General features: G+C 70.8%; 19 protein-coding genes. 10 read left to right on the forward strand and 9 right to left on the reverse strand.

Features of this window, described 5'->3' with window-relative positions; translation table 11 throughout:
• Nucleotides 1–2: 2 nt before the first annotated feature.
• A complete protein-coding gene (gene fdhD, locus KZ820_RS12395) occupies nucleotides 3–773 on the reverse strand; it encodes a formate dehydrogenase accessory sulfurtransferase FdhD (protein ID WP_219748945.1) in 771 nt (256 codons plus the stop codon).
• 211 nt (nucleotides 774–984) lie between these two features.
• Between fdhD and KZ820_RS12400 the strand changes: the two genes are divergently transcribed.
• A complete protein-coding gene (locus KZ820_RS12400; RefSeq protein ID WP_219748946.1) occupies nucleotides 985–1,164 on the forward strand; it encodes a hypothetical protein in 180 nt (59 codons plus the stop codon).
• Nucleotides 1,165–1,295: 131 nt separating this feature from the next.
• On the opposite strand, the gene KZ820_RS12405 is transcribed toward KZ820_RS12400, so the two are convergent.
• The 7 genes from KZ820_RS12405 to KZ820_RS12435 all read right to left on the reverse strand — a co-directional run bounded on the left by KZ820_RS12405 (nucleotide 1,296) and on the right by KZ820_RS12435 (nucleotide 11,643).
• The gene (locus KZ820_RS12405; RefSeq protein ID WP_219748947.1) at nucleotides 1,296–1,883 is read right to left on the reverse strand and encodes a DUF1989 domain-containing protein; all 588 of its coding nucleotides are present in this window, start codon (nucleotides 1,881–1,883) and stop codon (nucleotides 1,296–1,298) included.
• Complete coding sequence (gene gntA, locus KZ820_RS12410) at nucleotides 1,880–2,572, reverse strand: guanitoxin biosynthesis heme-dependent pre-guanitoxin N-hydroxylase GntA (protein ID WP_258048144.1); 693 nt, start codon at nucleotides 2,570–2,572, stop codon at nucleotides 1,880–1,882. Before gntA ends, KZ820_RS12405 begins: the two co-directional genes overlap by 4 nt.
• Nucleotides 2,573–2,871: 299 nt before the next feature.
• Nucleotides 2,872–3,927 carry a DUF481 domain-containing protein gene (locus KZ820_RS12415; RefSeq protein WP_258048145.1) on the reverse strand — a complete coding sequence of 352 codons (1,056 nt, stop codon included), beginning with the start codon at nucleotides 3,925–3,927 and terminating at the stop codon, nucleotides 2,872–2,874.
• 592 nt (nucleotides 3,928–4,519) lie between these two features.
• The gene (locus KZ820_RS12420) at nucleotides 4,520–7,645 is read right to left on the reverse strand and encodes a TonB-dependent receptor plug domain-containing protein (RefSeq protein ID WP_444547590.1); all 3,126 of its coding nucleotides are present in this window, start codon (nucleotides 7,643–7,645) and stop codon (nucleotides 4,520–4,522) included.
• Nucleotides 7,646–7,850: 205 nt separating this feature from the next.
• On the reverse strand, nucleotides 7,851–8,852 hold the full coding sequence (locus tag KZ820_RS12425; RefSeq protein ID WP_219748949.1) for an MBL fold metallo-hydrolase: 1,002 nt from the start codon (nucleotides 8,850–8,852) through the stop codon (nucleotides 7,851–7,853).
• Complete coding sequence (locus KZ820_RS12430) at nucleotides 8,849–11,128, reverse strand: outer membrane protein assembly factor BamB family protein (protein WP_219748950.1); 2,280 nt, start codon at nucleotides 11,126–11,128, stop codon at nucleotides 8,849–8,851. Before KZ820_RS12430 ends, KZ820_RS12425 begins: the two co-directional genes overlap by 4 nt.
• 2 nt (nucleotides 11,129–11,130) lie before the next feature.
• Nucleotides 11,131–11,643 carry a CHRD domain-containing protein gene (locus KZ820_RS12435; protein ID WP_219748951.1) on the reverse strand — a complete coding sequence of 171 codons (513 nt, stop codon included), beginning with the start codon at nucleotides 11,641–11,643 and terminating at the stop codon, nucleotides 11,131–11,133.
• Between the two features lie 141 nt (nucleotides 11,644–11,784).
• On the opposite strand from KZ820_RS12435, the gene KZ820_RS12440 reads away from it, so the two are divergent.
• The 8 genes from KZ820_RS12440 to KZ820_RS12475 all read left to right on the forward strand — a co-directional run bounded on the left by KZ820_RS12440 (nucleotide 11,785) and on the right by KZ820_RS12475 (nucleotide 21,127).
• The gene (locus KZ820_RS12440) at nucleotides 11,785–12,741 is read left to right on the forward strand and encodes a cupin domain-containing protein (RefSeq protein WP_219748952.1); all 957 of its coding nucleotides are present in this window, start codon (nucleotides 11,785–11,787) and stop codon (nucleotides 12,739–12,741) included.
• A 23-nt stretch (nucleotides 12,742–12,764) separates the two neighbouring features.
• On the forward strand, nucleotides 12,765–14,768 hold the full coding sequence (locus tag KZ820_RS12445; RefSeq protein ID WP_219748953.1) for an outer membrane protein assembly factor BamB family protein: 2,004 nt from the start codon (nucleotides 12,765–12,767) through the stop codon (nucleotides 14,766–14,768).
• A 23-nt stretch (nucleotides 14,769–14,791) separates the two neighbouring features.
• Entirely contained in the window at nucleotides 14,792–15,229 is a 438-nt protein-coding gene (locus tag KZ820_RS12450) for a c-type cytochrome (RefSeq protein ID WP_219748954.1), read from the forward strand.
• 91 nt (nucleotides 15,230–15,320) lie between these two features.
• Nucleotides 15,321–16,505, forward strand: a complete 1,185-nt coding sequence (locus KZ820_RS12455) for a CaiB/BaiF CoA transferase family protein (protein WP_219748955.1) — start codon at nucleotides 15,321–15,323, stop codon at nucleotides 16,503–16,505.
• The gene (locus KZ820_RS12460; RefSeq protein ID WP_219748956.1) at nucleotides 16,502–17,278 is read left to right on the forward strand and encodes an enoyl-CoA hydratase; all 777 of its coding nucleotides are present in this window, start codon (nucleotides 16,502–16,504) and stop codon (nucleotides 17,276–17,278) included. Before KZ820_RS12455 ends, KZ820_RS12460 begins: the two co-directional genes overlap by 4 nt.
• 7 nt (nucleotides 17,279–17,285) lie before the next feature.
• A complete protein-coding gene (locus tag KZ820_RS12465) occupies nucleotides 17,286–18,431 on the forward strand; it encodes an L-lactate dehydrogenase (protein WP_219748957.1) in 1,146 nt (381 codons plus the stop codon).
• Between the two features lie 42 nt (nucleotides 18,432–18,473).
• On the forward strand, nucleotides 18,474–19,805 hold the full coding sequence (locus KZ820_RS12470) for an amidohydrolase family protein (RefSeq protein ID WP_219748958.1): 1,332 nt from the start codon (nucleotides 18,474–18,476) through the stop codon (nucleotides 19,803–19,805).
• Nucleotides 19,802–21,127 carry an MFS transporter gene (locus KZ820_RS12475; RefSeq protein WP_219748959.1) on the forward strand — a complete coding sequence of 442 codons (1,326 nt, stop codon included), beginning with the start codon at nucleotides 19,802–19,804 and terminating at the stop codon, nucleotides 21,125–21,127. The genes KZ820_RS12470 and KZ820_RS12475 overlap by 4 nt, the downstream gene beginning before the upstream one ends.
• 18 nt (nucleotides 21,128–21,145) lie before the next feature.
• Here KZ820_RS12475 and KZ820_RS12480 read toward each other — a convergent pair whose 3' ends face one another.
• On the reverse strand, nucleotides 21,146–21,877 hold the full coding sequence (locus KZ820_RS12480) for a GntR family transcriptional regulator (RefSeq protein WP_219748960.1): 732 nt from the start codon (nucleotides 21,875–21,877) through the stop codon (nucleotides 21,146–21,148).
• 44 nt (nucleotides 21,878–21,921) lie between these two features.
• Here KZ820_RS12480 and KZ820_RS12485 point away from each other — a divergent pair, with 44 nt between their 5' ends.
• On the forward strand, nucleotides 21,922–22,128 hold the full coding sequence (locus KZ820_RS12485; protein WP_219748961.1) for a hypothetical protein: 207 nt from the start codon (nucleotides 21,922–21,924) through the stop codon (nucleotides 22,126–22,128).
• Nucleotides 22,129–22,284: the final 156 nt, after the last annotated feature.

Below are 22,284 nucleotides of genomic sequence, written 5' to 3' on the forward strand. Positions count from 1 at the left end.
TCCTAACGCGTGGGAGCGGAAAAGAGCACCGCGTCCGAGCGCGCCAACGAGACGAGTGTCAGCCCCGCCGCGGCGGCGCGGTCGAGCGCCAGGGTTGTCGCCGCCGACACCGTCACCAGCGTCGCGCAGCCCGCCAGCGCGGCCTTCTCGACCAGCTCGTAGGAGCAGCGCGACGACAGCAGAGCGAAGCCGCCGTCCCACGCCAGCCCGCCGCGCGCCATCGCGCCGATCAGCTTGTCGAAGGCGTTGTGGCGGCCGACGTCCTCGCGCGCGAGCCGGATCGCGCCCGCGGCATCGCACAGCATCGCGGCATGCGCGGCGCCGGTTGCGCGATTGAGCGGCTGATGGTCGCGCATCACCGCCAGCGCGGCGAAGATCGCGGCGGGCGCGACCGGCGCGCCGGTGACGTGCGGCAGCGCGCGGTGGACCGAGTCGAGATTGTCCATCCCGCACAGCCCGCACGAGCTGTCGCTGGCGCGGCGACGGACCCGGTCGGCCACCGCGGCGGCGCGCGCGGGCGGCACCGCGAGGCGCGCGATCACGCCCTGCGCCGTCTCGACGAGGTCGAGCTCCGCGATCTCGGCCGCGGTCGCGACGATCCGCTCCGAGAGCGCGAAGCCGGTGGCGAAATCGGCGAGATCGGAGGGAGTCGCCATCATCACCGCATAGCCGAGGCCGTTGACCTCGATCGCGACGGGGTGCTCGGCGATCACCGCACGGTGGTGCGGGGCGGCGGTGCCGTCGGCGGCGACGCGGCGGAAGTCACGGTCCATCAGCGATCCATGCCGCAGCCCTCGGCACGGCGCCAGCGCGCGGACAGTCGCGCTCGGCCGCCGCGCGACGTTGACCTAAGTAGTACTGATTCTTCTCGAGTCGCGGCGCTCTTTGTGACGAATGTTGGTGCATCGTGACCAGATGAGCGCACAATGCGGGGCGAGTCGCAGCGTATCGGGGCAGAGTCTCCTCATTTGGAGGGATCACGCGATGACCACGATGGACGATCTCGATTATTATCGCCGCCGCGCCGAGCAGGAGAGCCAGGCCGCGCGCCACGCGCGCGACGCGCCGATGCGGCGCCTCCACCTCGACCTCGCCTCGCGCTACGCCGAGCGGATCGCCGAGGCGGAGCTGCGCGCCCCGAGACCGCGGGTGGGGGTGAACTGAGCGGCGCTCCCTCTCCTGCCACCCCGGCGAACGCCGGGGTCCAGGTGGGGGACGTCGGCGGCTTTCACTAAGGCCTTCCCAACTGGACCCCGGCGTGCGCCGGGAAGTTCCAAACCTGTGATGCTAGCCGCTCACGCCACGCGATAGTGGATCGGCTTGAAGCTGCCGCCGTTCGACGCCGGCGCCGAGCAGGCGGTGAGGCCGATGATCAGGTCCATCCGCGCCTCGAGCGTGAGATGGTCGCCGGCGCGGCTGGTGGGCGGCAGCACCTCCAGCTTCCCGGTCGCCCCGTCGACCGGCACGTTCATGAAGCAGTTGAACGCCACCGGGATCATGTCCTCGGTGACGCCATAGGGCGCGAGCGCCTCGGCGAGGTTGCCGAAACAGCCACGATGCGGCGGCAGCTCGGGGTAGAAATGGTGGAACGTGTCGTAGGAGCACGGCGTCAGCAGGAAGTCGTGGCGCCCGACGGTGTCCTCCACGATCGCCAGCATCGGGCGCGAGCGGTTCGAGTAGAGCAGGTGGCCGGCGGTGAGCCGGATCGTCTCGGCATAGTCGAAGGTGCGGCCCGAGGAGATCACTTCGCGCACGTCCTCGGCATTGTACGCCAGCAGATCCGCCACCTGTACGCCGCGCGGATCGATCACGGTGAGCCGCTGTCCCGCCAGCAGGCGGAAGGCGGTGCCGCTGCGCGGTGCGATCTCGATCGTCTCGCTCATGCGGGGTCGCTTCCGCCGGCATAGTGGAACGGGCAGCGCCACGCGCCGTCGACGACTCGCCCGCTATACTGGCGCGCCTCGCTCAGCTCGCCGTGGCGCGCCAGCATCGGGTTGCGCGAGCCCGCCACCTTCTCGTCGCGCACCATGATCGCCTCGCGCATCGACTCGTAGCGGCCGTCGGCGCGCAGCTGCTCGAACTGATCGTGCAGGTTGAACACCAGGGTCGGTCGCGCGAAACGTCGCGCCGGGCGCGAGGCGTTGGGGTGGAGGCCGACGACGAAGAAGGCCTCGCCGCCAAAGCTCAGCGAGAAATGCGGGCTGTCGGGATCGTGGCTGACGCGACCGTCGTAGGACTGGCCGCGCCACACGTCCTTGTCGGAGAGCGACTGGATCCGCTCCCACAGCGCTATCTCGAAGGCGGGCTCGTCGAGCCCGTCAGGGCCCTCGAACACCACGGCGTAGCTGCGGAACAGCGTCGGCTCGGCGCGATAGGCGGCGGCGAAGCGGACCAGCCCGTCGTGGATGCGCAGATCGTCCCACGCGCTGTCGATGCGCGAGCAGGCGAGCACGTCGAGCGTCCCGCGCGCGAGCGCCGCCTTAGCGCCGACGCATGGGAAGGAACGCTCGGCGACATGGCCGTGAAGGAGGGTCTCGAGCTCCTCCTGGGCCTGGTGCGTCCAGCGGAACATCGGTGTCTCGGGGGCGGGCATAGGGTCGGGGATACGGGTGGCGGGATTGAATCGTTCCGGTAAATCAAACTGATACGGATCAATGCGGGAGGTTTGGCGCTGGCAGCGCTCGATCGCAGGTCAATGCTTCCTCTACCTGTCGTCAACCCGGACCGGGTCCGGGATCCAGACATCCGCGAGCGCAACGCCTGCGGGGCAGGCGGCACAGTGGATCCCGGACCAAGTCCGGGATGACGCTCAATTAGGTGGCGTAGGTCACCGTGAACCAGTTGCCTCGCGCCCTCCGCCGCGCGTCTTCCTCAGAAACTATACACCAGCGACAATCGGCTGAGCGTGTCGGTGCTGAGCCGTTCGTCGCGGGGCTCGCTCTCATATTGCACGGTGTAGGAGAATTTGGCCGAGAGCGGGCCGAGCAGCTTGGCCTCGAGTGCGCTGACGCTGCGCACCGTGCTGTTGTAATGTTCGAGATAGGCCGACGCCTCCTGGCTCAGCCGCAGCCCGCCGATCAGCGTCCAATTGAGGTTCATGCTGCCGCGCGCGGCGAGGCTGCTCTGCATGAAGTCATCGGTGAAGTCGGTCTGGCGGAAGGCGGGGCCGGCCTCGAGGTCGAGTGTCAGCCCCGAGCGGCGGAACACGCCGTAGCCGGCGCCGACCGAGACCGCGTAGCGGCTGACATAGCCGAGGAAGCGATCCGACTCATAGCCGAGGTTGCCGTAGATATAGGCCCGGTCGCTGACCTTGTAATTGGGCTGGTAGCCGAAGGTGTAGCGCTCGCGGCTGGTGACGCCGTCGGTGCGCTGGAAGTCGGCCTGGCCGAGCAGCCGGTGGCGCCAGCGCAGCCCCTCGCGGGTGAGATCGGCCGAGCCGGTCAGCCCGGTGATGTTCGAGTTGCCCGTGGAGATGAACCCGCCCGCCTCGACCTTGCCGGTCCACAGCTCGAACGCGCTGGCCTGCTGCAAGCGCTCGTCGTGCGCGCGCGCGCGTGCGGTGCGCCAGTCGCTCGCCTGGCGCAGCACCAGGTCGGCCGAGCCGGGGTCGCCCGCGCGCGCGTATTTGACGATGGTGGCGACGCCGGCCTCGTCGTTGGCCGCGATCGCGGCGTCGAGCATGGCGCGGATCTCGGGCGGGATCGTCGGGCCGGGTATCTTGGCGAGGGTGACGCCGACGTCGCCGAGCGTCGGCGGCGGCACCTCGGGCTCGGGCGCCTCGACCACGACCGGGGGCAGTTCGAGCTCGGGCAGGCGCAGCGTGCCGCGCGCGCGCCGCGCCGCGCGGCGGCTCCTCGCCTGGGCGAGCGGCGCCGCCGCCGCGGCGGGGGCGGCGAGCGTGAAAGCGGAGAGCGTGAGCAGGATCATCGGTCGGACGCGATCGGAGCGAGGGTCAGTCGCGCGCGATCACGCGCGCCGGGGCTGAGCTGACGATCCGACCGACATTCATCTCTCACACTCCCGAGGCCCGCGGGCGGCATCGCGCGTCCGCGTCACGGCGGACTGGTGCGGGACCGACCAGGCAACGCCGATCTCCCTGCGACAGCGCAGCGCATAGAGGGGCTTGGTCGCGGGTGGAAGGGCGTGACGCGCGCCGGCACGACGAAGCGCTGGTTATATGCCGGCTTCCCCGATCGTAGCGGCGCCGGCCGCCGGCAGCGCGCAGTTGACGGCCGAAACCGTCGCTGCGCCGACGATGCCGAGCACGGACGATCCGGGGTGTCGCCGGCTGCGGGCGGAAGCGGCCCGGTGGCGATCCACTTCGTTGGCGTGCCTAGCCTGACGAGCTACCGTCGCATCATCCTGTCGGTGGGCCGCTGAGAATCGAACGGCTGGCGACGGCCGCGCCGGCTGCCGGACGGGGGGAGCTGAGCGCGGGCTCCGTCATCGCTGGAGCCGCAAGAAAAATGGCTCCCGAGGACGGTCCTCGGGAGCCAGGGCAAGGCCAAGGGGAGGCGGCCTAGAGGCTGAGGCGCAGGCCGAGACGGAAGGTGCGGCCGAGCACGTCGTACAACACCGGGTTGAAGCCGTACGTCACGCCGTTCTGCGGCGAGGGTTCGGGCGCCTTGTTGAACAGATTGTCCACCTTGGCATAGGCGGAGATGCTCTTGCTGATGTTGAACGAGCCGCCGAGATCGACGTAGAGCGCGCCGGGCATCGTGTTGTCGTTGATGGTGGTGATGTTGCCGGTCGGATCCGGCGCCGGGCAGCTGCCCGGATCGCACTGGATATATTCGTTCGAGTAGACGCCGTCGGAGAACCAGCGCTCGGTCACCGACAGCGAGAAGTCGTCCGTGTCCCAGCTCTGGATCGCGAACACCTTCCAGTCGGGCACGTTGCCGCGGTTGTTGCCGGCCTGCTCGGTCGGGATCGTGCCGGGGAGGCCCGAAGTCTCGGTATAGTGCAGCGTACGCGTGGCGAGGCCGCGGATCGTGAAGGCGCCCGGCAGACCGACGCCGCTGAGCGGGCGGCGGTAGCTCGCCTCGATGTCGAAGCCGTTGGTGCGCACGCGCGCGAAGTTGAACAGCTGCTCGTTGACGAACAGCGGGCCGGCCGCGGCGTCGAGATTGAACGAGCCGCAGAACTGCGCGAGGTTCTGCAGGAAGCACTGGTTGATCGCCGACTGCCCGCTGAACGGCGTGATGATGCCTTCCACCTTGATGTTGTAATAGTCGAACGAGGCGCTGAAGCCCGGCAGGAAGCCGGCGGTGGTGCCGTCGAAGACGATGCCGCCTGTCGTGTTGCGCGAGGTCTCCGGCTTCAGCGCGGTGTTGCCGATCGTGTTCGACGGCGCCTGGACGAACTGCCCCGCGGTGGGCGAACTGCCCGGCGCGCGCGGATCGAGGAAGGTGGCGTTGGCGAAGGTCGGCGTGCGGAACAGCTCGGAGAGGTTGGGCGCGCGCACATCGCGCGAGGTCACGCCGCGCAGCTTGATGCCGGTGAGCGGCGTGTCCCACGTGCCGCCGACCTTCCAGCTCGTGATCCAGCCCGAGGTGCTGTAGCGCGTCTGACGGACGCCCGCGTTGATGTTGGCGCGGCCGATCTGGTCCTCGTTCGAGATTGGGATGTCGAGCTCGAGGAAGCCCTCGTGCACGTTGTAGCGGCCGGTGCCGTTCTTGTAGTTGCCGGCGTACCAGTTGCCGCCGGTCAGCGTGTTCTGCGTGGGGTCGGCGGGATAGTCGGTGGTGTTCGGGTTAGCCGCGGTGACGCCGTTGCCGTACGGATCGGCCTTGGTGCGATACCATTCGCGGCGATACTCGTAGCCGAAGGCGACCGACAGCGGCCCCGCCCAGGTCGAGACCGGCTGGCCGTTGAAGCTGATCGCGCCGGCGTTCTGCGTCGACCAGGTGTGCTGGTAGGGGCCGATCGCGGGCTTGACGTAGTTGAGCGCGGCCTCGGTCACGCCGCCGTCGCCGATGATGTTGAGCGGGACGCAGCCGGCGGCGCGCGCCGCCGCATTGGCGCAGCCGATCGTGCCGTTGGGCAGCCGCACTGCCTGGTAGGCGGCGCGGAAGCGCGAGATGTTGAGCATGTTGTCGACGTGCAGGTCGGTATAGTTGCGCCCGTACTCGTAATAAGCGTCGTAGCTCCACTCGGCGCCGAGGCCGCGGAACTTGCCGTTGGCGCCGACGACGTAGCGCAGGTTGGTGCGCACCGGCTTCACCTCGATGAAGTCGCCGAGCTGCGCCAGCGCCGAGCCGTACTGGAACTGGGTAATGCCGGCGTTGGTGCAGGCCTGCTGGATCGACTGCGGCACGAACGGGTTGGCGTTGACGTTGTTGAGGCCGCACTGGATCGTGAGGTTGGCCTGCTGGGCGTAGCCGGGGTTCGGCGAATTTTCCGAGCTGACGCGCGAGCCGTTGAAGGTGAAATACACCTCGTTGTTGGGCGCGAAATCGAAGCCGACGCGCGAGTAGTAATTGTAGCGCTCCAGCTTGGAGGCGAGGCTGGTGCCGGCGCCGACCACGCCGCTGGTGTCGCCGCCCGAGCAGAAGGAGGGCGTGCAGCCGGTCACCGCGCCGGTCCCCGTGGGCACGCCGTTCGAGCCGTACTGGAACTGATAGGGCTGGCCGTTGGCGCCGAAGGCGATGCCCTGGAGCGGGCCCGAGGTGATCAGGCCGAACTTCGAATATTGATATTGCTGCGCGTTCTGGATGTAGAAGATGCGCGGCTGGCCCGCGGGCGTGTTGGTCACGCCGGTCTGCACGAAGGCGGGCGAGTTGTACCAGTCGCGGCCGTTGGCGCCGACGATGCCGAACCCCGGGTTCGGCACGCCGCCCTGCCGGCCGTATTCGGCGCTGACCACGACGTGCAGCCGGTCCTCGTAGTAGCTGTTGCCCCAGGCCGCCTGCGCCGTGACGCCGGCGTCGTCGCCATAGGTGGTGATGCTGCCCTGCAGGTTGGCCTTGAAGCCCTTGAAGCGCTTGTCGGTGATGAAGTTGACCACGCCGCCGACCGCGTCCGACCCGTAGGAGGCCGAGGCACCGCCATTGACCACGTCGACGCGCTGGACGAGCAGCTGCGGGAACTGGCTGACGTCGGGCACGCCCGAGTAATTGGCGCCGACGAAGCGCTGCCCGTCGAGCAGCGTCAGCGTGCGGATCGCGCCGAGACCACGCAGCGAGAAGGAGCTCAGCCCCTGGATGCCGCTCGACGTGCTGCCCACCGAGGTGGCGCGGCCGGTCGATCCCTGCAGCGAGGGCAACTGCGTGACCGCGTTGAAGATGTTGGGCTGCGCCAGCCGCTGGAGGTCGGCCGCGCCGATCACCTGCGTCGGCGTGGGCGCGTTGAACCCGCTCGAGGTGATGCGCGAGCCGGTGACGATGATGTCGGAGCCGGGCTCGGCGGCCGGATCGGGCTGGGCGACCGTCGCCGCGCTGTCGGCGGTGGCAGGGTCAGCGCCCGACGGCGTCGCCGCGGCGGAGCCGGGCTGGATCGTCGGGGACGGCTCGGTCTGCGCGGCCGGCTCGGTCTGCGCCTGCGCCGGCATCGCCAACGCCAGGGCGAGCGCCGCCCCGCTCGCCGCCATCAGCGCGCCGCGGCGGCACGCCGCCATGCCGTGCCTCAGCTCCACTTCGAACGCCATCATGTCCAGACCCCTCCTCCCGTCATGGGAGAGGCAGGTCGACACTCGCGCGGCGCATCGGCGACCCGATCGGTCCGGCGGTTGTTCCGCTCGGACATGCGCTGCCGGCCGAGCGTCGCCGACCTGATCCTCTCCGTCTGCCGAGTTGTCCGACAGATCTGCATCATTGTCGACAGAAAAGTTGCAGTGTGTGCAACGTCGTTTCTTACAACGGCTGCGGCTCTCCGTTGCGCGCGATCCAGAGCCGTGTGCATTGCTCCTGCACCTGCATGTAGCGGCGATAGCGATCGCGCCCGAGGACGAAGGGATTGGTCTGACCGCCTCGCCGATAGCGGAGCAGTTCGAGCCGCTCGAGTGCCTCATAATGGAGCGGGTGGTTGCCGATCTGGCTGTCCACGCCGGCGGCGCGGGTCAGCCCGATCCAGCGCTGGATCGACCCGACCTGCGCGGCGCGCAACGCGGGTGTCCAGGGCAGGCCCGAGCCGCCGTAGAAGCCGACCACGTGGCGTCGCCCGCGATCGTGCACCGGGAAGATCGTCGAGAGCGTGCCGCGCGTGTGACCGGGGGTGACGTGGAAGCGGATCGGCACGCCGCCGATCACGCGCGATTCGCCATCCGCCACCGCGATGTCGCGGCGCGGCGGCGGTCCCCAGCCGCGCACCTCGAGCCGTCGCGGCGACTCCATCTCGTCCCAGTCGGCGGCGGAGGCGATCACGCGCGCGCCATAGGCCTGCTGGAAATGCGCCGCGCCGCCGTAATGGTCGCCGTGCGCGTGGCTGAGGATCACGTAGCGGACGTCGCGCGGATCGAGCCCCATCGCGCGCAAATTGGGCTCGATCAGCGTGCGCGCCTCGTCGGCGTTGTTGAGCGAGTCGAACAGCACGATGCCGTCGCGCGTGCGCAGCGCCCAGGCCGACACCGCCATCTGCCCGACCGAGAACAGCTCGTCGAACGCGGCGAACGGCTCGACCACGCCGTTATATTGCTCGCCCTGCGTGCGCGGCTTGTAGCGCGCGTCGAGGATGCAGCGGTGCGCGAAGTCGACGAACAGGTCGTCGCGCGCGATCCGGCGGGCGGCGTCGAACGCGCGCGCCGCGGCGGCGCGATCCTCCTTCGGAAAGGCGAGCGGGCGCGGATAGTCGGCCGCGCCGGGCGTCGGGACTGGGGTGGCGGCGAGCAGCGCGGCGAGCCAGGCGGTGAGGGTCATTTCTCCTCCGGTAGCCCGAAGACATAGACCGCGTAGCCGGTGATCGGGCGATGCACCTCGGTCAGCATCGTCCCCGGCTTGAGCTGCGGGCTGCCGCCACCCAGCGCGGTGGTGACCGCGACATATTGCCGCCCGTCGACCGCGAAGGAGACGGGGAAGCCCTGCACCGTGGTGCCCAGCCGCGTCTTCCACAGCGTCTCGCCGGTGCGCACGTCGACCGCGCGGAAGACGCGGTCGAAATCGCCGACGAAGGCGAGGTTGCCCGCGGTCGACACCACGGAGGTGAGGAACGGCGCGCGCTGCTGCACGGTCCACAGCGGCGCACGGTCGCGCGCGCGATAGGCGGAGAGCCGGCCGAGCTGCCCGCCGGTGCCGGGCATCTCGTAATAGACCTGGCTGCCGTTGCCGAGCATCAGCACGCAGCTCTGGCTGAGCGGGATCACCAAAGCGTCGCTCGGCTGGTGATAGCTCATCGCCTGCCAATTGTGCCCGCCCTCGGGGCCGGGGCAGGAGGCGAGCCACTGGTCGGACTGCTGCTTGACCACGTCGTCGCGGTAGCTCGGCCGGCCGGTCACCGGATCGATCCGCGTGAAGACGTTCTGGAACACCGTCTCGGTCGCGCCGAGGAATTTCCCGTCGCGCCGGTCGAGCTGCCACAGGATCCCGGCCTTGCCGATCGTGAAGAGCGACTTGCTTTCGCCGTGATCGACCAGCACGCGCTCGAACACCTCGTCGAGGTCGAAGGTCTCGCCCGGGGCGTGATTGAACCACCAGCGCAGCTTGCCCGTGCCGGGGTCGAGCGCCAGCGTCGAGTTGGCGTAGTCGGTCGCGCCGGTGGCGGAGCCGCGCTCGTCGCGGCGCCACGGCTTGCCCTGCGCGGTGCCCCAATAGGTGGTGTCGAGCGCGGGATCGTAGGTGCCCGCGATCCAGGTCTCCGATCCCTTGCGCTCGTCGTCGGGCAGCGCGCCCCAGCTGTCGCCGCCGGGCTGGCCGGTCAGCGCGACGGTGGTGAAGGTCCAGTCGCGCTTCCCCGTCGCTGCGTCATAGGCGCTGATATAGCAATGGTCGGGCGTGCCCTTGCGCCCGCAATTGGTCATGCCGACGATCACCTTGCCCTTGATGATGATCAGCCCGCCGGTGGAGCGGCCGACACCGGGCTTCTCGTCGGTGATGTGCGTCTTCCACACTTCCTCGCCGCTGCGCGCGTCGAGCGCGTAGACCCAGCCCTCGGGCGTGTTGACGTAGAGGTTGGTGCCCCACAGCCCCATCGCGCGCGTCTCCACCGAGGACGGGCCGGGGCCGGCGCTGGTGGGGAAGGGGCCGAGGCGGTTCTCCCACAGCAGCTCGCCGTCGCGCGCGTCGAGCGCCTGGATGACGTTGCCGACACCCCACATGTACATGATGCCGTCGTGGACGATGGGGGTGTCCTCCATCGTTCCGTTCTCGGGCATCGACCACATCCACTTGAGCTGGAGCTTCGCCACGTTGCCGGTGTCGATCTGCGCCAGCGGGCTGTAGCTCCACCCCTGGTAATTGCGGCGGAACATCAGCCAGTCGCCCGGCGGCGGGTCGCGCAGCATCGCGTCGGTGACGGGGCGATAATCGGCGATCGCGCCCTTGAGGCTCAGCCCGGGCTTGCTCGGCAGCACGAAGCGGCCGGGGTCGGCGTACTTCACCTTCTGCCCCGGCGCGGCGAAGCCCGCCGAGGTGGCGGGCGCGGCGGCGCCGCCGGGGCCGTTGGCGGGAGCGGACTCCTTGGCGCCGCCGATCTGCGCCTCCTGCGAGGCGGTGCTGCCGGCGGGCGCGCCGGTCGCGGCGGTGGCCTGGGGGTCGGCGAAGGCGTCGGCGGGGGGCTTGCCGCTTGCCACCGCGCCGAGCAGGGTCGTCGCCTTCCGATCGAGCGGCGTGTCGCCCGCGGGCGCGCCATTGGCGTAGAGGATGTAGGCGACGATCGCGTCATAGGTCGCGTCGTCGAGACTGGCGCCGCGGCCGTACGGCATCGAGGCGTGGATCTTGCTGTAGAGCGCCGCGACCGCGCGCTTGCCCCACACCGCGTTGAACGAGGCGCCGGTCAGCGCCGGCGCGTCGGTGGCGCCGGCGAGGTCGCTCTGGTGGCAGGCGGCGCATTGCTCGGCATAGGCGCTGCGTCCCGCGGCGACCTGCGCGCGCGTGAAGAGACCGCCGGGCTGCTGCGCGACCGCGATCGTGCCCGCGAGCACGGTACCGGCGGCGGCGAGCAGGAGCGCGGCGCGGGGGTGGAGGGCGAAGTGTCGCATGGTCAGCGCCGCGGCGCGTCGAGCTGCGGCAGGAACCAGCCGCCGCGCTGCGGCACGCCGGGGGTGGCGCGCGCGTGCGCGGGGAGCAGCCAGCCCCACAAAGTCCCCTTCGGTCCCCAGCTATAGCCCGGCGGCGCCTTCTCGCTGTCGATCTGGACGTACAGCCGCCCGGTGCGCAGCGCCGCGGCCTGTGCCCTGCTCAGCCGAAAGCGGCCCGCGATCGTGCCGTCGGTATCGCCGCTCACCGTCAGCGCCAGCGCCTTGCTGCCCGGCACGCCGATCGCGGGGCCGATCAGCAGGTGCGCCGCGGTGGCGCGCGAGGGCAGGCCGCGGAAGCGGCCGCTGACGGTCAGCCGCGTGCCGTCGAGCCGCGCCTCCGCCTCGCCGCGCCCCGCGATCACCGCCTTGGTCTCGTCGTCGAGCGGCATCGGACCGAGATCTGCCTGATAGTCGGCGGCGTGCAGCGGGGCGGCGAGGGTCGCGGTCAACAGCAGCCCCGCCAGCGTCCAGCGCATCCCGATCCTCCCCACCACCCCGGCTCGTCCCCGCCGATGATCATCGTCAGTGTGCTTGACGTGGTCTCAGATCGCATACAAGATTGCACCTGTCCATACAAACGGTGCGCCCACGGGCAGCGTCGCAAAAAGGAGAGTGGGATGAAAGGGTTGCTGTACCTGTGCGGCGCGCTCGCCGCGCTCGGCGGCGGGGTCGCGGCCTCTGCCCAATTCTCCGGGCGCGAGGATCCCATGCCGGTCACGCAACCCAAGATGCCCGGCGAATATTGGGCGCCCAAGCCGACGCAGCCGACCGCTTACAGCGCCCCCAACAAGGTCCATTGGAAGCTCGCCGACATCCGCGCGGCGCATCGCGGCCAGAGCGACTGGGTCCAACCCGTGGTGCGCAACCCCGAGCAGGACGCGGATTACGTCTCGCTCGGCGCCGGCAAGAAGACCAAGCCGCGCTTCTTCGCCGACGACCGCATCATGTTCATCGTGTGGGACGGCAGCCTGCGCGTGACGATCGACGGCGCCGAGCCCTTCACCGCGACCAAGGGCTTCATGGTCAGCGTGCCGTTCCGCCACGTCTATTCGGTCGAGAATGTCGGGCAGCAGCCCGCCGTCTGGTTCGAGGTGCGCCAGGCCGGCACCGCGCCGCTCTATCCCGCCGGCGAGACGCCCGACCCGGTCAAGGGCCGCACCTATGTCAAGGTGACGGGCAACCCCGGCCCGGCGAAGGATCGCGACACCAACCCGATCTACGTCGACTTCTTCAAGACGATCGCGGTCGGCGACAAACCGTACAACGGCAAGTTCGTGTGGGACGATCACTGGACCTCGAACATCCTGCGCGGCAAGGCCGCCGACGCGGTGCCGCCCGACACCAACAAGGGCCATTTCCACACCGAATGGACCGAGTTCTGGTTCATCATGGAAGGCAAGATCGGCTACAAGATCGAGGGCTATCCCTATTTCACCTCGGAGCCGGGCGACGTGGTGACCGCGGCACGCGGGCGCTGGCACCGCGCCGGCAACGATCCCAGCGCGCCGATGTCGACCCGCATCCCGATCAACCCGCGCCCCGTCATCCTGCACAATTTCGAGCCGGCGCACTGAGGCCTTCGGCAGGGGACCGCGCGATGCGCTTCACCCGACGCGCGCTGCTGGCGCTGCCGCCGCTCACGCTGCTGGCGCTGCGCGCGCCCGTCGCGGCGGCGCAGGTCAGCCCGCGGCAGCGAGCCCCCGGCGACACCGACTGGCTGCATTACGCCAACGATCTGGCGAGCACGCGCTACGCCGCGCTCGACCAGATCAACGCGGCGAATTTCGACAGCCTCGAGGTGGCGTGGCGCTTCCGCACCGACTCGCTCGGCGCGCGCCCCGACTATCAGCTCGAGGCGACGCCGCTGGTGGTCAACGGCGTGATCTACTCCACCGCGGGATCGCGCCGCGACGTGGTCGCGCTCGACGCGGCGACCGGCGAGCTGTTGTGGATCCATCGCGAGGACGAGGGCGAGCGCGCGCGCAAGGCGCCGCGCCAGCTCTCCGGGCGCGGCGTGTCCTACTGGACCGACGGCACGGAAGAGCGGCTGCTCTACGTCACGATCGGCTATCGCCTGATCGCGCTCGACCCGCGCACCGGCCAGCGTGTCCCCGGCTTCGGCAGCGACGGCGTGGTCGACCTCAAGACCGAGTTCGACCAGGACATCGACCTGATCGAGAGCGACGTCGGGCTCAACTCGACCCCGCTCGTCGCCAAGGATACGGTCGTGGTCGGCGCCGCGCACACCGCGGGCAACGTGCCCAAGACGCGCGACAACGTCCGAGGCTACGTGCGCGGATACGACGCGCGCACCGGGCGGCGGAAGTGGATCTTCCACACCATCCCGCGCCCCGGCGAGTTCGGCTATGACACTTGGCTCGACGGCACCGCGGCGATCGGCAACGCCGGCATGTGGTGCCAGATCTCGGCCGATCCCGCGCTCAACCTCGCCTATCTCGGCATCGAGCTGCCGACCGGCGACGTCGGCGGCCAGTATCGTCGCGGCCCCGGCCTGTTCGGCGAGAGCATCGTCGCGGTCGATCTCGATAGCGGCGAGCGCAAATGGCACTATCAGCTCGTCCACCACGGGCTGTGGGACTATGACATCCCCTGCGCCGCGATGCTGCTGGACGTGCCGGTCGGCGGGCGCACGCGGCAATTGCTCGCGCAGCCGACCAAACAGGGCTTCCTCTACGTGCTCGACCGCGCGACGGGGAAGCCGATCTGGCCGATCCCCGAGCGCAAGGTGCCCAAGGGCGACGTGCCCGGCGAGTGGTACGCGCCGACCCAGCCGATCCCGTCGCGCCCGGCGGCGTATGACGTCCAGGGCGTCGGCGACGACGACCTGATCGACTTCACCCCGGAGCTGCGCGCCAAGGCGCTGGCGGTCGCGAAGAACTATCGTCGCGGCCCGCTCTTCACCCCGGCCTCGATGTTCGACCGCGAGGGTACCTGGGGCACGCTCACCGCGCCCAACCTGACCGGCGGCACCAACTGGCCCGGCGGCGGCGCCGACCCCGAGACGGGCGTGGTCTACGTCTATTCCAAGACCGTGGCCGACGTGATGAGCGAGCTGCCCAACGACGATCCGAAGCGCTCCGACTTCGCGGTCATCAACGTGCGCGGCATGCCCGACGCGCCGCGCCGCGGCGAGCATACGTACGGCGCGCTGACGGTGGAGGGGCTGCCGCTGCTCAAGCCGCCTTACGGTCGTATCACCGCGATCGACCTCAGGCGGGGCGCGCATCTATGGCAGGTGGCACACGGCGAGACCCCCGACACGGTGCGCAACCATCCCAAGCTCAAGGGCCTGACCATTCCCAAGACGGGGCGCTCGGGCAATGTCGGGCCGCTGGTGACCAAGACGCTGGTGATCTGCGGCGAGCCCGGCGTCTTCACGCTGCCGGACGGGCGCCGCGGCGCGATGCTGTGCGCCTATGACAAGGCCAGCGGCGAGCAGAAGGGCGCGGTCTACATGCCCGCGGGCCAGACCGGCGCGCCGATGACCTACATGCTCGATCATCGCCAGTACATCGTCATCGCGATCGGCGGCGGCGCGTACAGCAGCGAGCTGGTCGCCTTCCGTCTCCCCGCCGCGTGAGCGGCCCGTCCCCAGAGGTGCGCATGACCCATCCGTCGCTCCGCCCGTTGCTCGCCGTCGCGCTGGTCGCGCTGCCCGCGGTGGCGCTGTCGCAGGCCGCGCCGCGCAGCGTCTGGGACGGCGTCTATACCGCGGCGCAGGTGCAGCGCGGCGCCGCGGTCTACGCCGCCCACTGCGCGAGCTGCCACGGCGACGCGCTCGGCGGCAACGACCAGGCGCCGGCGCTCGCGGGCGGCGGCTTCCTCGCCAATTGGAACGGCCAGACCGCGGCGGCGCTGTTCACGCGGATCAAGACGACCATGCCGCTCGACAATCCCAACTCGCTCGGCGCCGCCAAGGTGGCCGATGTCGAGGCGATGATCCTGTCGAAGAACGGCTTCCCCGCGGGCAGCGCGGACCTGCCCAGCGACTCGGGGGCGCTAGGCACGATCGCGATCACGCAGGACAAGCCGGGCGCGTGAGCGCGCGCCGGCCCTTGCCGCCGCTCGCGGAAGTTGTATGCAAGCTGCATAAGATGAATACACTTGAGTGCCGAGGGGCGGGGCGGGGATAATGACGGGCGATCAGCCACTGGCGGGGATCCGCGTGCTCGACGTGTCGCAGGTGATGGCGGGGCCGTTCTGCTGCATGCTGCTGGGCGACATGGGCGCCGACGTCATCAAGGTGGAGCCGCCGCACGTCGGCGACAGCTCGCGCCGCTCGATGGGCTTCCGGCTCAAGGGCGAGGACAGCCCCGGCTTCCTCGCGCTCAACCGCAACAAGCGCAGCATCGTGCTCGACCTCAAGGACGCGGCCGACCGCGACACCTTCTACGCCCTAGTCGACACCGCCGACGTGCTGGTGGAGAACGGCCGCCCCGGCGTCGCGGCGCGGCTGGGCATGGGTTACGAGACGCTGCGCGCGCGCAACCCGCGGCTGATCTACGCCAGCATCTCGGGCTTCGGCGCGAGCGGCCCCTGGGCGGCGCGGCCCGGCTACGACCTGATCGCGCAGGCGATGTCGGGGCTGATCAGCGCGGTCGGCCTCCCCGACGCCGAGCCGGTCAAGAACACCACGCCGGTGGGCGATCTCGGCTCGGCGCTGTTCGCGGCCTATGGCATCCTGTCCGCGCTGCTCGTGCGCGAGCGCACCGGCGAGGGCCAGCTCGTCACCGCCTCGCTGTTCGAGGCCGCGCTCGGCCTGTCGGTGTGGGAGACCGCGGAGCTGTGGGGCACCGGCAAGAGCCCGCGCCCGCTCGGCAGCGCCAACCGCATGTCCGCGCCCTATCAGGCGGTGGAGGCGGCGGACGGCTGGTTCGTCTTCGCCGCCGCCAACCAGAAGCTGTGGCTCGCGCTGCTCGGCGTGATCGATCGCGCCGAGCTGGCGGACGATCCGCGCTTCGTCGACAACAGCGCGCGCGTCGGCAACGCGCGCGAGCTGATCGAGCTGCTCCGTCCCGGCTTTCGCGCGCGGACCGTCGCCGACTGGGTCGACGAGCTGCTCGCCGCGGGCGTGCCGGCCGGGCCGATCCTCGACTACGCGCAGTCGACCACCAGCGAGCACGCGCAGGCACGCGCGATGGTGCAGGACATCCCGCACCCGGTGGAGGGCAGCATCAAGGCGCTGGGCTTCCCGGTGAAGCTGTCGGCGACGCCGCAGCAGGTGCGCTATCCGCCGCCGTTGCTCGACGAGCACGGCGACGAGATCCGCGGCGAGCTGCGCGCGGCGGGCCGGCTGGCGCAGGGCGCGACGGCGTGAGCGCGGGCGTCACCCGCTACGAGAAGCAGGGTGCGGTCGCGCACATCACCTTCGACCGCCCCGCGGCCTATAACGCGCTGACCTGGGACATGTGGCGCGGGCTGGGCGAGGCCTGCGCCGCGATCGCCGCCGACCGCGATGTGCGCGTCGTCACGCTGCGCGGCGCGGGCGGCAAGGCGTTCGTCTCGGGCACCGACATTGCCGGCTTCCGCGACTTCACCGGCGGCGAGCAGGGCGTCGCCTATGAGGCGGAGATGGACGGCTATGTCGGGGCGGTCGAGGCGCTGCCCCAGCCGGTGATCGCGATCGTCGACGGCTGGGCGGTCGGCGGCGGGCTGGCGCTGGCGTTCGCGAGCGACTTCCGCGTCGCCGCCGCGGGCGCGCGGTTCGGCTCGCCGCTGGCGCGGACGATCGGTAACTGCCTGTCCGCGCGCGGCTATGGCCGGCTGGTCCAGCATGCCGGCGTGGCGATGGCGAAGCGGCTGCTGCTCGGTGCCGAGATCGTCGACGCGGCCGAGCTGCACGCGCTCGGGCTGGTCAACGCCGTGGTCGCGCCCGAGAAGGTCGACGCCACCGTCGCCGCGCTGGTCGAGCGGCTGCTCGCGCACGCGCCGCTGACGATGGCGGTGAGCAAGGAGGCGATCCGCCGCGCCGCGGCCGCCGCGCAGCCCGACATCGCCGACCTGATCGCGCGCGTCTACGGCAGCGCCGACTTCGCCGAGGGCGTGCGCGCGTTCCTCGCCAAGGACGCGCCGCAGTGGCGCGGCGCGTGAGCGGGCGATGATCGCCGCCTCGGTCGACGATTTCCGCGCGATGGCGCGGCGGCGCCTGCCTGACTTCCTGTTCGAATATATCGACGGCGGCTCCTACGCCGAGGAGACGCTGCGCGCCAATACCGCCGATCTCGCCGCGCTGAAGCTGCGCCAGCGCGTGATGCGCGACGTCGACGGACTGAGCCTGGCCACGACGCTGATGGGTCAGGCGGCGGACTTCCCGGTGGCGCTCGCGCCGATCGGGCTCGCCGGGCTGTACGCGCGGCGCGGCGAGGTCCAGGCGGCGCGAGCGGCGGCGGCGGCGGGTGTGCCGTTCATCCTCTCCTCCTCGTCGTGCTGCGGGATCGAGGAGGTGGCCGCGGCGGCACCGGTGATGCTCCAGCTCTACATCATCAAGGACCGCGGCTTCATGGAGGACCTGCTCGCGCGCACCGCCGCACTGGGGGTCGAGACGCTGGTGCTGACGGTCGACCTGATCGTGCACAGCCCGCGGCGCCGCGACGTGCGCACCAGCCTGACCGGCGACCAGGGCGCGGCGGCGCGGCTGCGGCGCGCGGTCGAGATCGCGCGGCATCCCGCCTGGGCGTGGGACGTCGGCGTGCGCGGGCGGCCGCACACGCTGGGCAACTACGCCGCCAAGATGCCGGGCGGCGCCGGGCTCGCCGAGTTCACCGCCTGGGTCAGCCGCAACTTCGACGCCTCGGTCACCTGGGCCGATCTCGAGTGGCTGCGCCGGCATTGGCGCGGGCGGCTCGTGATCAAGGGCGTGCTCGACGCCGAGGATGCGCGCGACGCGGTCGCTGCCGGGGCGGAGTCGATCATCGTCTCCAACCACGGCGGTCGTCAGCTCGACGGTGCGCCCTCCGCCGTCGCGGCGCTGCCGCGCGTGGTGGAGGCGGTCGACGGCCGCGCCGAGGTGCTGATGGACGGTGGCATCCGCTCGGGGACCGACATCCTGCGCGCGCTCGCGCTCGGCGCGCGCGGCGTGCTGCTCGGGCGCGCCTGGGCCTATGCGCTCGGCGCGCAGGGCGGGGCGGGGGTGACGCGGATGCTCGCGCTGCTGCGCCACGAGCTGGCGGTCGCGATGGCGCTGGCGGGGCAGCGCGAGGTGACAGCAGTGGGGCGTGACGTGCTGGTCGCGCCGTCGCGCTGAGCGGCCCGCCGCACGATGCTGGAACAGCCTGGGAGGATGACGATGCGACGGACGATGACGGGTGCGGCGCGGGCGTCGCTCGCCGCCCTGCTGCTGGCGGGCGCGGCGCAGGCGGAGCCGGTGCTCTACCGCGGCTTCACGCTGATCGACGGCACCGGCGCGGCGCCGCGCGCGGGGCAGGCGATGCTGGTCGACGGCGCCCGGATCCGCTGGGTCGGCGCGCAGGGCAAGGCGCCGAAGCGGCGCGGCGTGCGCACCGTCGACCTCGGCGGCAAGTATCTGATGCCGGGGATCATCGATCTCCACATCCACATCGGCACGGTGCGCGACCTCGTTCAGAAGGCCGAGTATTTCACGCCCGAGTCGGTGCGGCGCGACCTGCGCACCTATGCCGCCTTCGGAGTGACCACGGTGCAGTCGATGGGCACGGACAAGGACAGCGTGCTCGCGATCCGCGATGCCGGCCGGGACGGTCCGCAGACGATGGCGCGGCTGCTGACCGCGGGGCAGGGGCTGGTGTTCAAGGGCGGCTATGGCGGCGTGCCGGGGATCAACCATCCCGTCGCCACGCCCGAGGAGGCCGCCGCCGAGGTCGACGCGCAGGCGCGCAAGGGCGTCGACTATATCAAACTGTGGATGGACGACGAACTCGGCGCGATGCCGAAGATGCCCTATGCGATCAGCAAGGCGATCATCGATGCCGGCCACCGCCGCGGCAAGCGCGTGCTCGCTCACGTCTTCTACCTCGCCGACGCCAAGATGCTGGTGGCGCAGGGGATCGACGGCTTCATGCACAGCGTGCGCGACAAGCCGGTCGACGCCGAGCTGATCGACGCGATGAAGGCGCGCGGCGTGTGGCAGGGCGCCGGCACGCTCAGCCGCGAGGCCGCGGTCTATGCCTTCGCCGCGGACAACCCGCGCACGCGCGACCCGTTCTTCCGCCAGGCCGCCGATCCCGCCACGATCGCCGGGCTGGAGAGCCCCGAGCGCGAGAAGTCGATCGCGTCGAGCCGCATCTATCCCGCGCTGCCCAGGATCGACGAGCAGGCGCGCGACAACGAGATGGCGCTCGCGCGCGCCGGTGTGCGCTACGGCTTCGGCACCGACGCGGGGCCGCCGGGGCGGCTGCCGGGCTATTCCGAACATTGGGAGCTGGAGCAGCTGGTGAAGGCAGGCTTCACCCCGGCACAGGCGATCCACGCCGCGACCGGTCGCTCGGCGCAGTGGCTCGGCACCGGCGACCGCGGCGTGATCGCGACCGGACGACTCGCCGACTTCGTCGTGCTCGACGCCGACCCGACGCGCGACATCCTCAACAGCCGCCGCATCGCCGCGGTCTATGTCGGCGGCACCAAGGTGCCGTCGGTCCGATGAGCGGGGTGCCGCTCGCCGCGGCGCCCGCGCCCGATGCGGCCGGCGCCACCGCAGCGATGCGCCCGACGCGGGTGCGCCACGTCGTGCTGTGGCTCACCGTGCTGGCCTATATGATCACCTACATGGACCGCGTCGTGATCTCGGTGACCGGTCCGATGATCCAGCAGGAATATGGCATCGGCGACCGCGCCTGGGGCTGGGTGCTGGGCGTGTTCCAGATCGGCTATGCCTTGTTCCAGATCCCCGGCGGCTGGCTCGGCGACCGCTTCGGCCCGCGCCGCGTGCTCACCGCGGTGGTGGTGTGGTGGTCGAGCTTCACCGCGCTGACCACCGCGACGTGGAGCATCGGCTCGCTGATAGTGTGCCGCTTCCTGTTCGGCTGCGGCGAGGCGGGCGCCTTCCCCAACGCGACGCGCTCGCTCAGCCGCTGGATGCTGCCCTCCGAGCGAGGCTTCGCGCAGGGGGTGACGCACGCGGGCGCGCGGCTCGGCGCGGCGCTGACGCCGCTGCTGGTAGTGTGGCTGATGATCCACTTCGGCTGGCGCGCGCCGTTCCTGATCTTCGCCGGGCTGGGGCTGGTCTGGGCCGCGGTGTGGTTCGGCTATTACCGCGACCGGCCGCAGGATCATGCCGGCACCAACGCCGCCGAGCGCGAGATGATCGCGGCGGCGCTGGCGCCGCAGGCGGCGGCGGGTGCGACGGCGCGGGTGCCATGGCGGCGAATCCTGGCGCAGCCGCAGCTCTGGCTGATCTCGGCGATGTATTTCTGCTACGCCTATTCGATCAACATCTTCCTGACGTGGTTTCCCAAGTATCTCGGCGAGGTGCGCGATTTCGAGCTGGCGCGGATGGGGCTGTTCGCCAGCCTGCCGCTGATGGCGGGCGTGATCGGCGACGTGGCGGGAGGCTGGGTGTCGGACCATCTGCTGCGGCGCACCGGCCGCGTCACCTGGGCGCGGCGCGCGGTGGCGGTGGCGGGCTTCGCGCTCGCCGCGGTGGCGATCCCTGCCGGGGTATTGAGTGACTCGCCACTGGTGAGCGTGGCCTGGTTCGCGCTCGCGGTGTTCGGGCTGGAGCTGACCGTCGGCGTCTCCTGGGCGCTGACGCTCGACGTCGGCGGGATCTACGCCGGGTCGGTCTCCGCGGTAATGAACACGTTCGGCAACATCGGCGGCGCGCTCGCGGCGGTGATCACCGGCTATATCCTCCACTGGAGCGGGTGGAACGCGGCGATGTACGTGCTCGCCGCGCTGTCGGCGCTGGGCGGGCTGCTGTTCCTTCGGATCGACGCGTCGCGCCTGCTCTATCGCGACGCCGGCTGAACCCGCGTCGCGGCGCCGTCACTCGGCGCCGGGCGCGCTCCTGTACGCGCGCGAGCGCTGCTCGCGCCGGGCGCGCTTGCGCGCCTCCTGGATGCTGGCGGCGCCATTCTCGAAATGCGCCTCCATCAGCCGCGCGATCGCGTCGAGGTCGCGCGCGCGGAAGGCACGCTCGATCTCGACATGCTCCTGGAACGCCTCGGCCCAACGCGCGTGATCGAGCGTGCTGACATGGCGTGCCCGCTCGGCCCGCGGCAGCAGCAGCCGCCACGCCAACACCAGAGAGGAATTGCCGGAGGACTCGACGATATGCTCGTGGATCAGCCGGTTGGCCTCCAGATAGCGCGGCCGGTCGCGCACCTCGAAATAATGCGCCAGATCGCCCTGCAACTCGGAGAGCACCTCCATGTCCTCGGGCCGCATCCGCTCGCACGCGAGCCGTGCCGCGAGCGACTCGAGCGCGCCGAGCACGCTGAAGACGTCGGAGGCGGCCTGTTCGTCGAGCTGGCTGACCTGCACCGTCCGGTTGGGCAGCAGCGTCACCAGTCCTTCCGCCGCCAGTGTCCGCAACGCTTCGCGGACGGGCGTGCGCGACGTCCCGAACTGCTCGCTGAGCGCGACCTCCCGGAGCGGTTCGCCGGGGGCGAGCTCGCCGGAGAGGATCATCCGGCGCAGCAGCGTGACCGCCTCCTGATGACGGTCGCCCTTGCGCGCAGGCACGCGGACATCGGTGGTAGGAACCTCGGCGGACATTGCATGCTCATAACTGAACGTGTCGACAACGGCAAACCGGGGCGATGATCGGGCGCGACCCGCGCGCGCTGATCCAGGCTCCGTGGCGAGCGGGGGAAGACGCGCTGCCCCGCCCCGCCGCGCAGCTCGAGCCCGCCGGCGGGTGGCGACCCGAGCAGATGAGCGCGCGCTTCGACGAGCTCGCGCGCCGTGTCGTCGCCTTCCGCGCGCGGACCGGACCGGACGCCGCGGCGCGCGGACGATCGCTTTGACGCAAAGAGAAAGATAAGCTGACAGGCCATGCATCGCGCCTGCTGATGATGGCGGTCTGACAGACCAGCGTGTCAGTCGGATGAACAGCCCGACTGCGTACACTCGAAGCCGCTCCTCACTGCTCTGCCCGCGGTGCGGCGCGCTCGCTGGTCGGG

It is taken from the genome of Sphingomonas citri (assembly GCF_019429485.1).
In the GTDB taxonomy this organism is placed as follows: domain Bacteria; phylum Pseudomonadota; class Alphaproteobacteria; order Sphingomonadales; family Sphingomonadaceae; genus Sphingomonas; species Sphingomonas citri.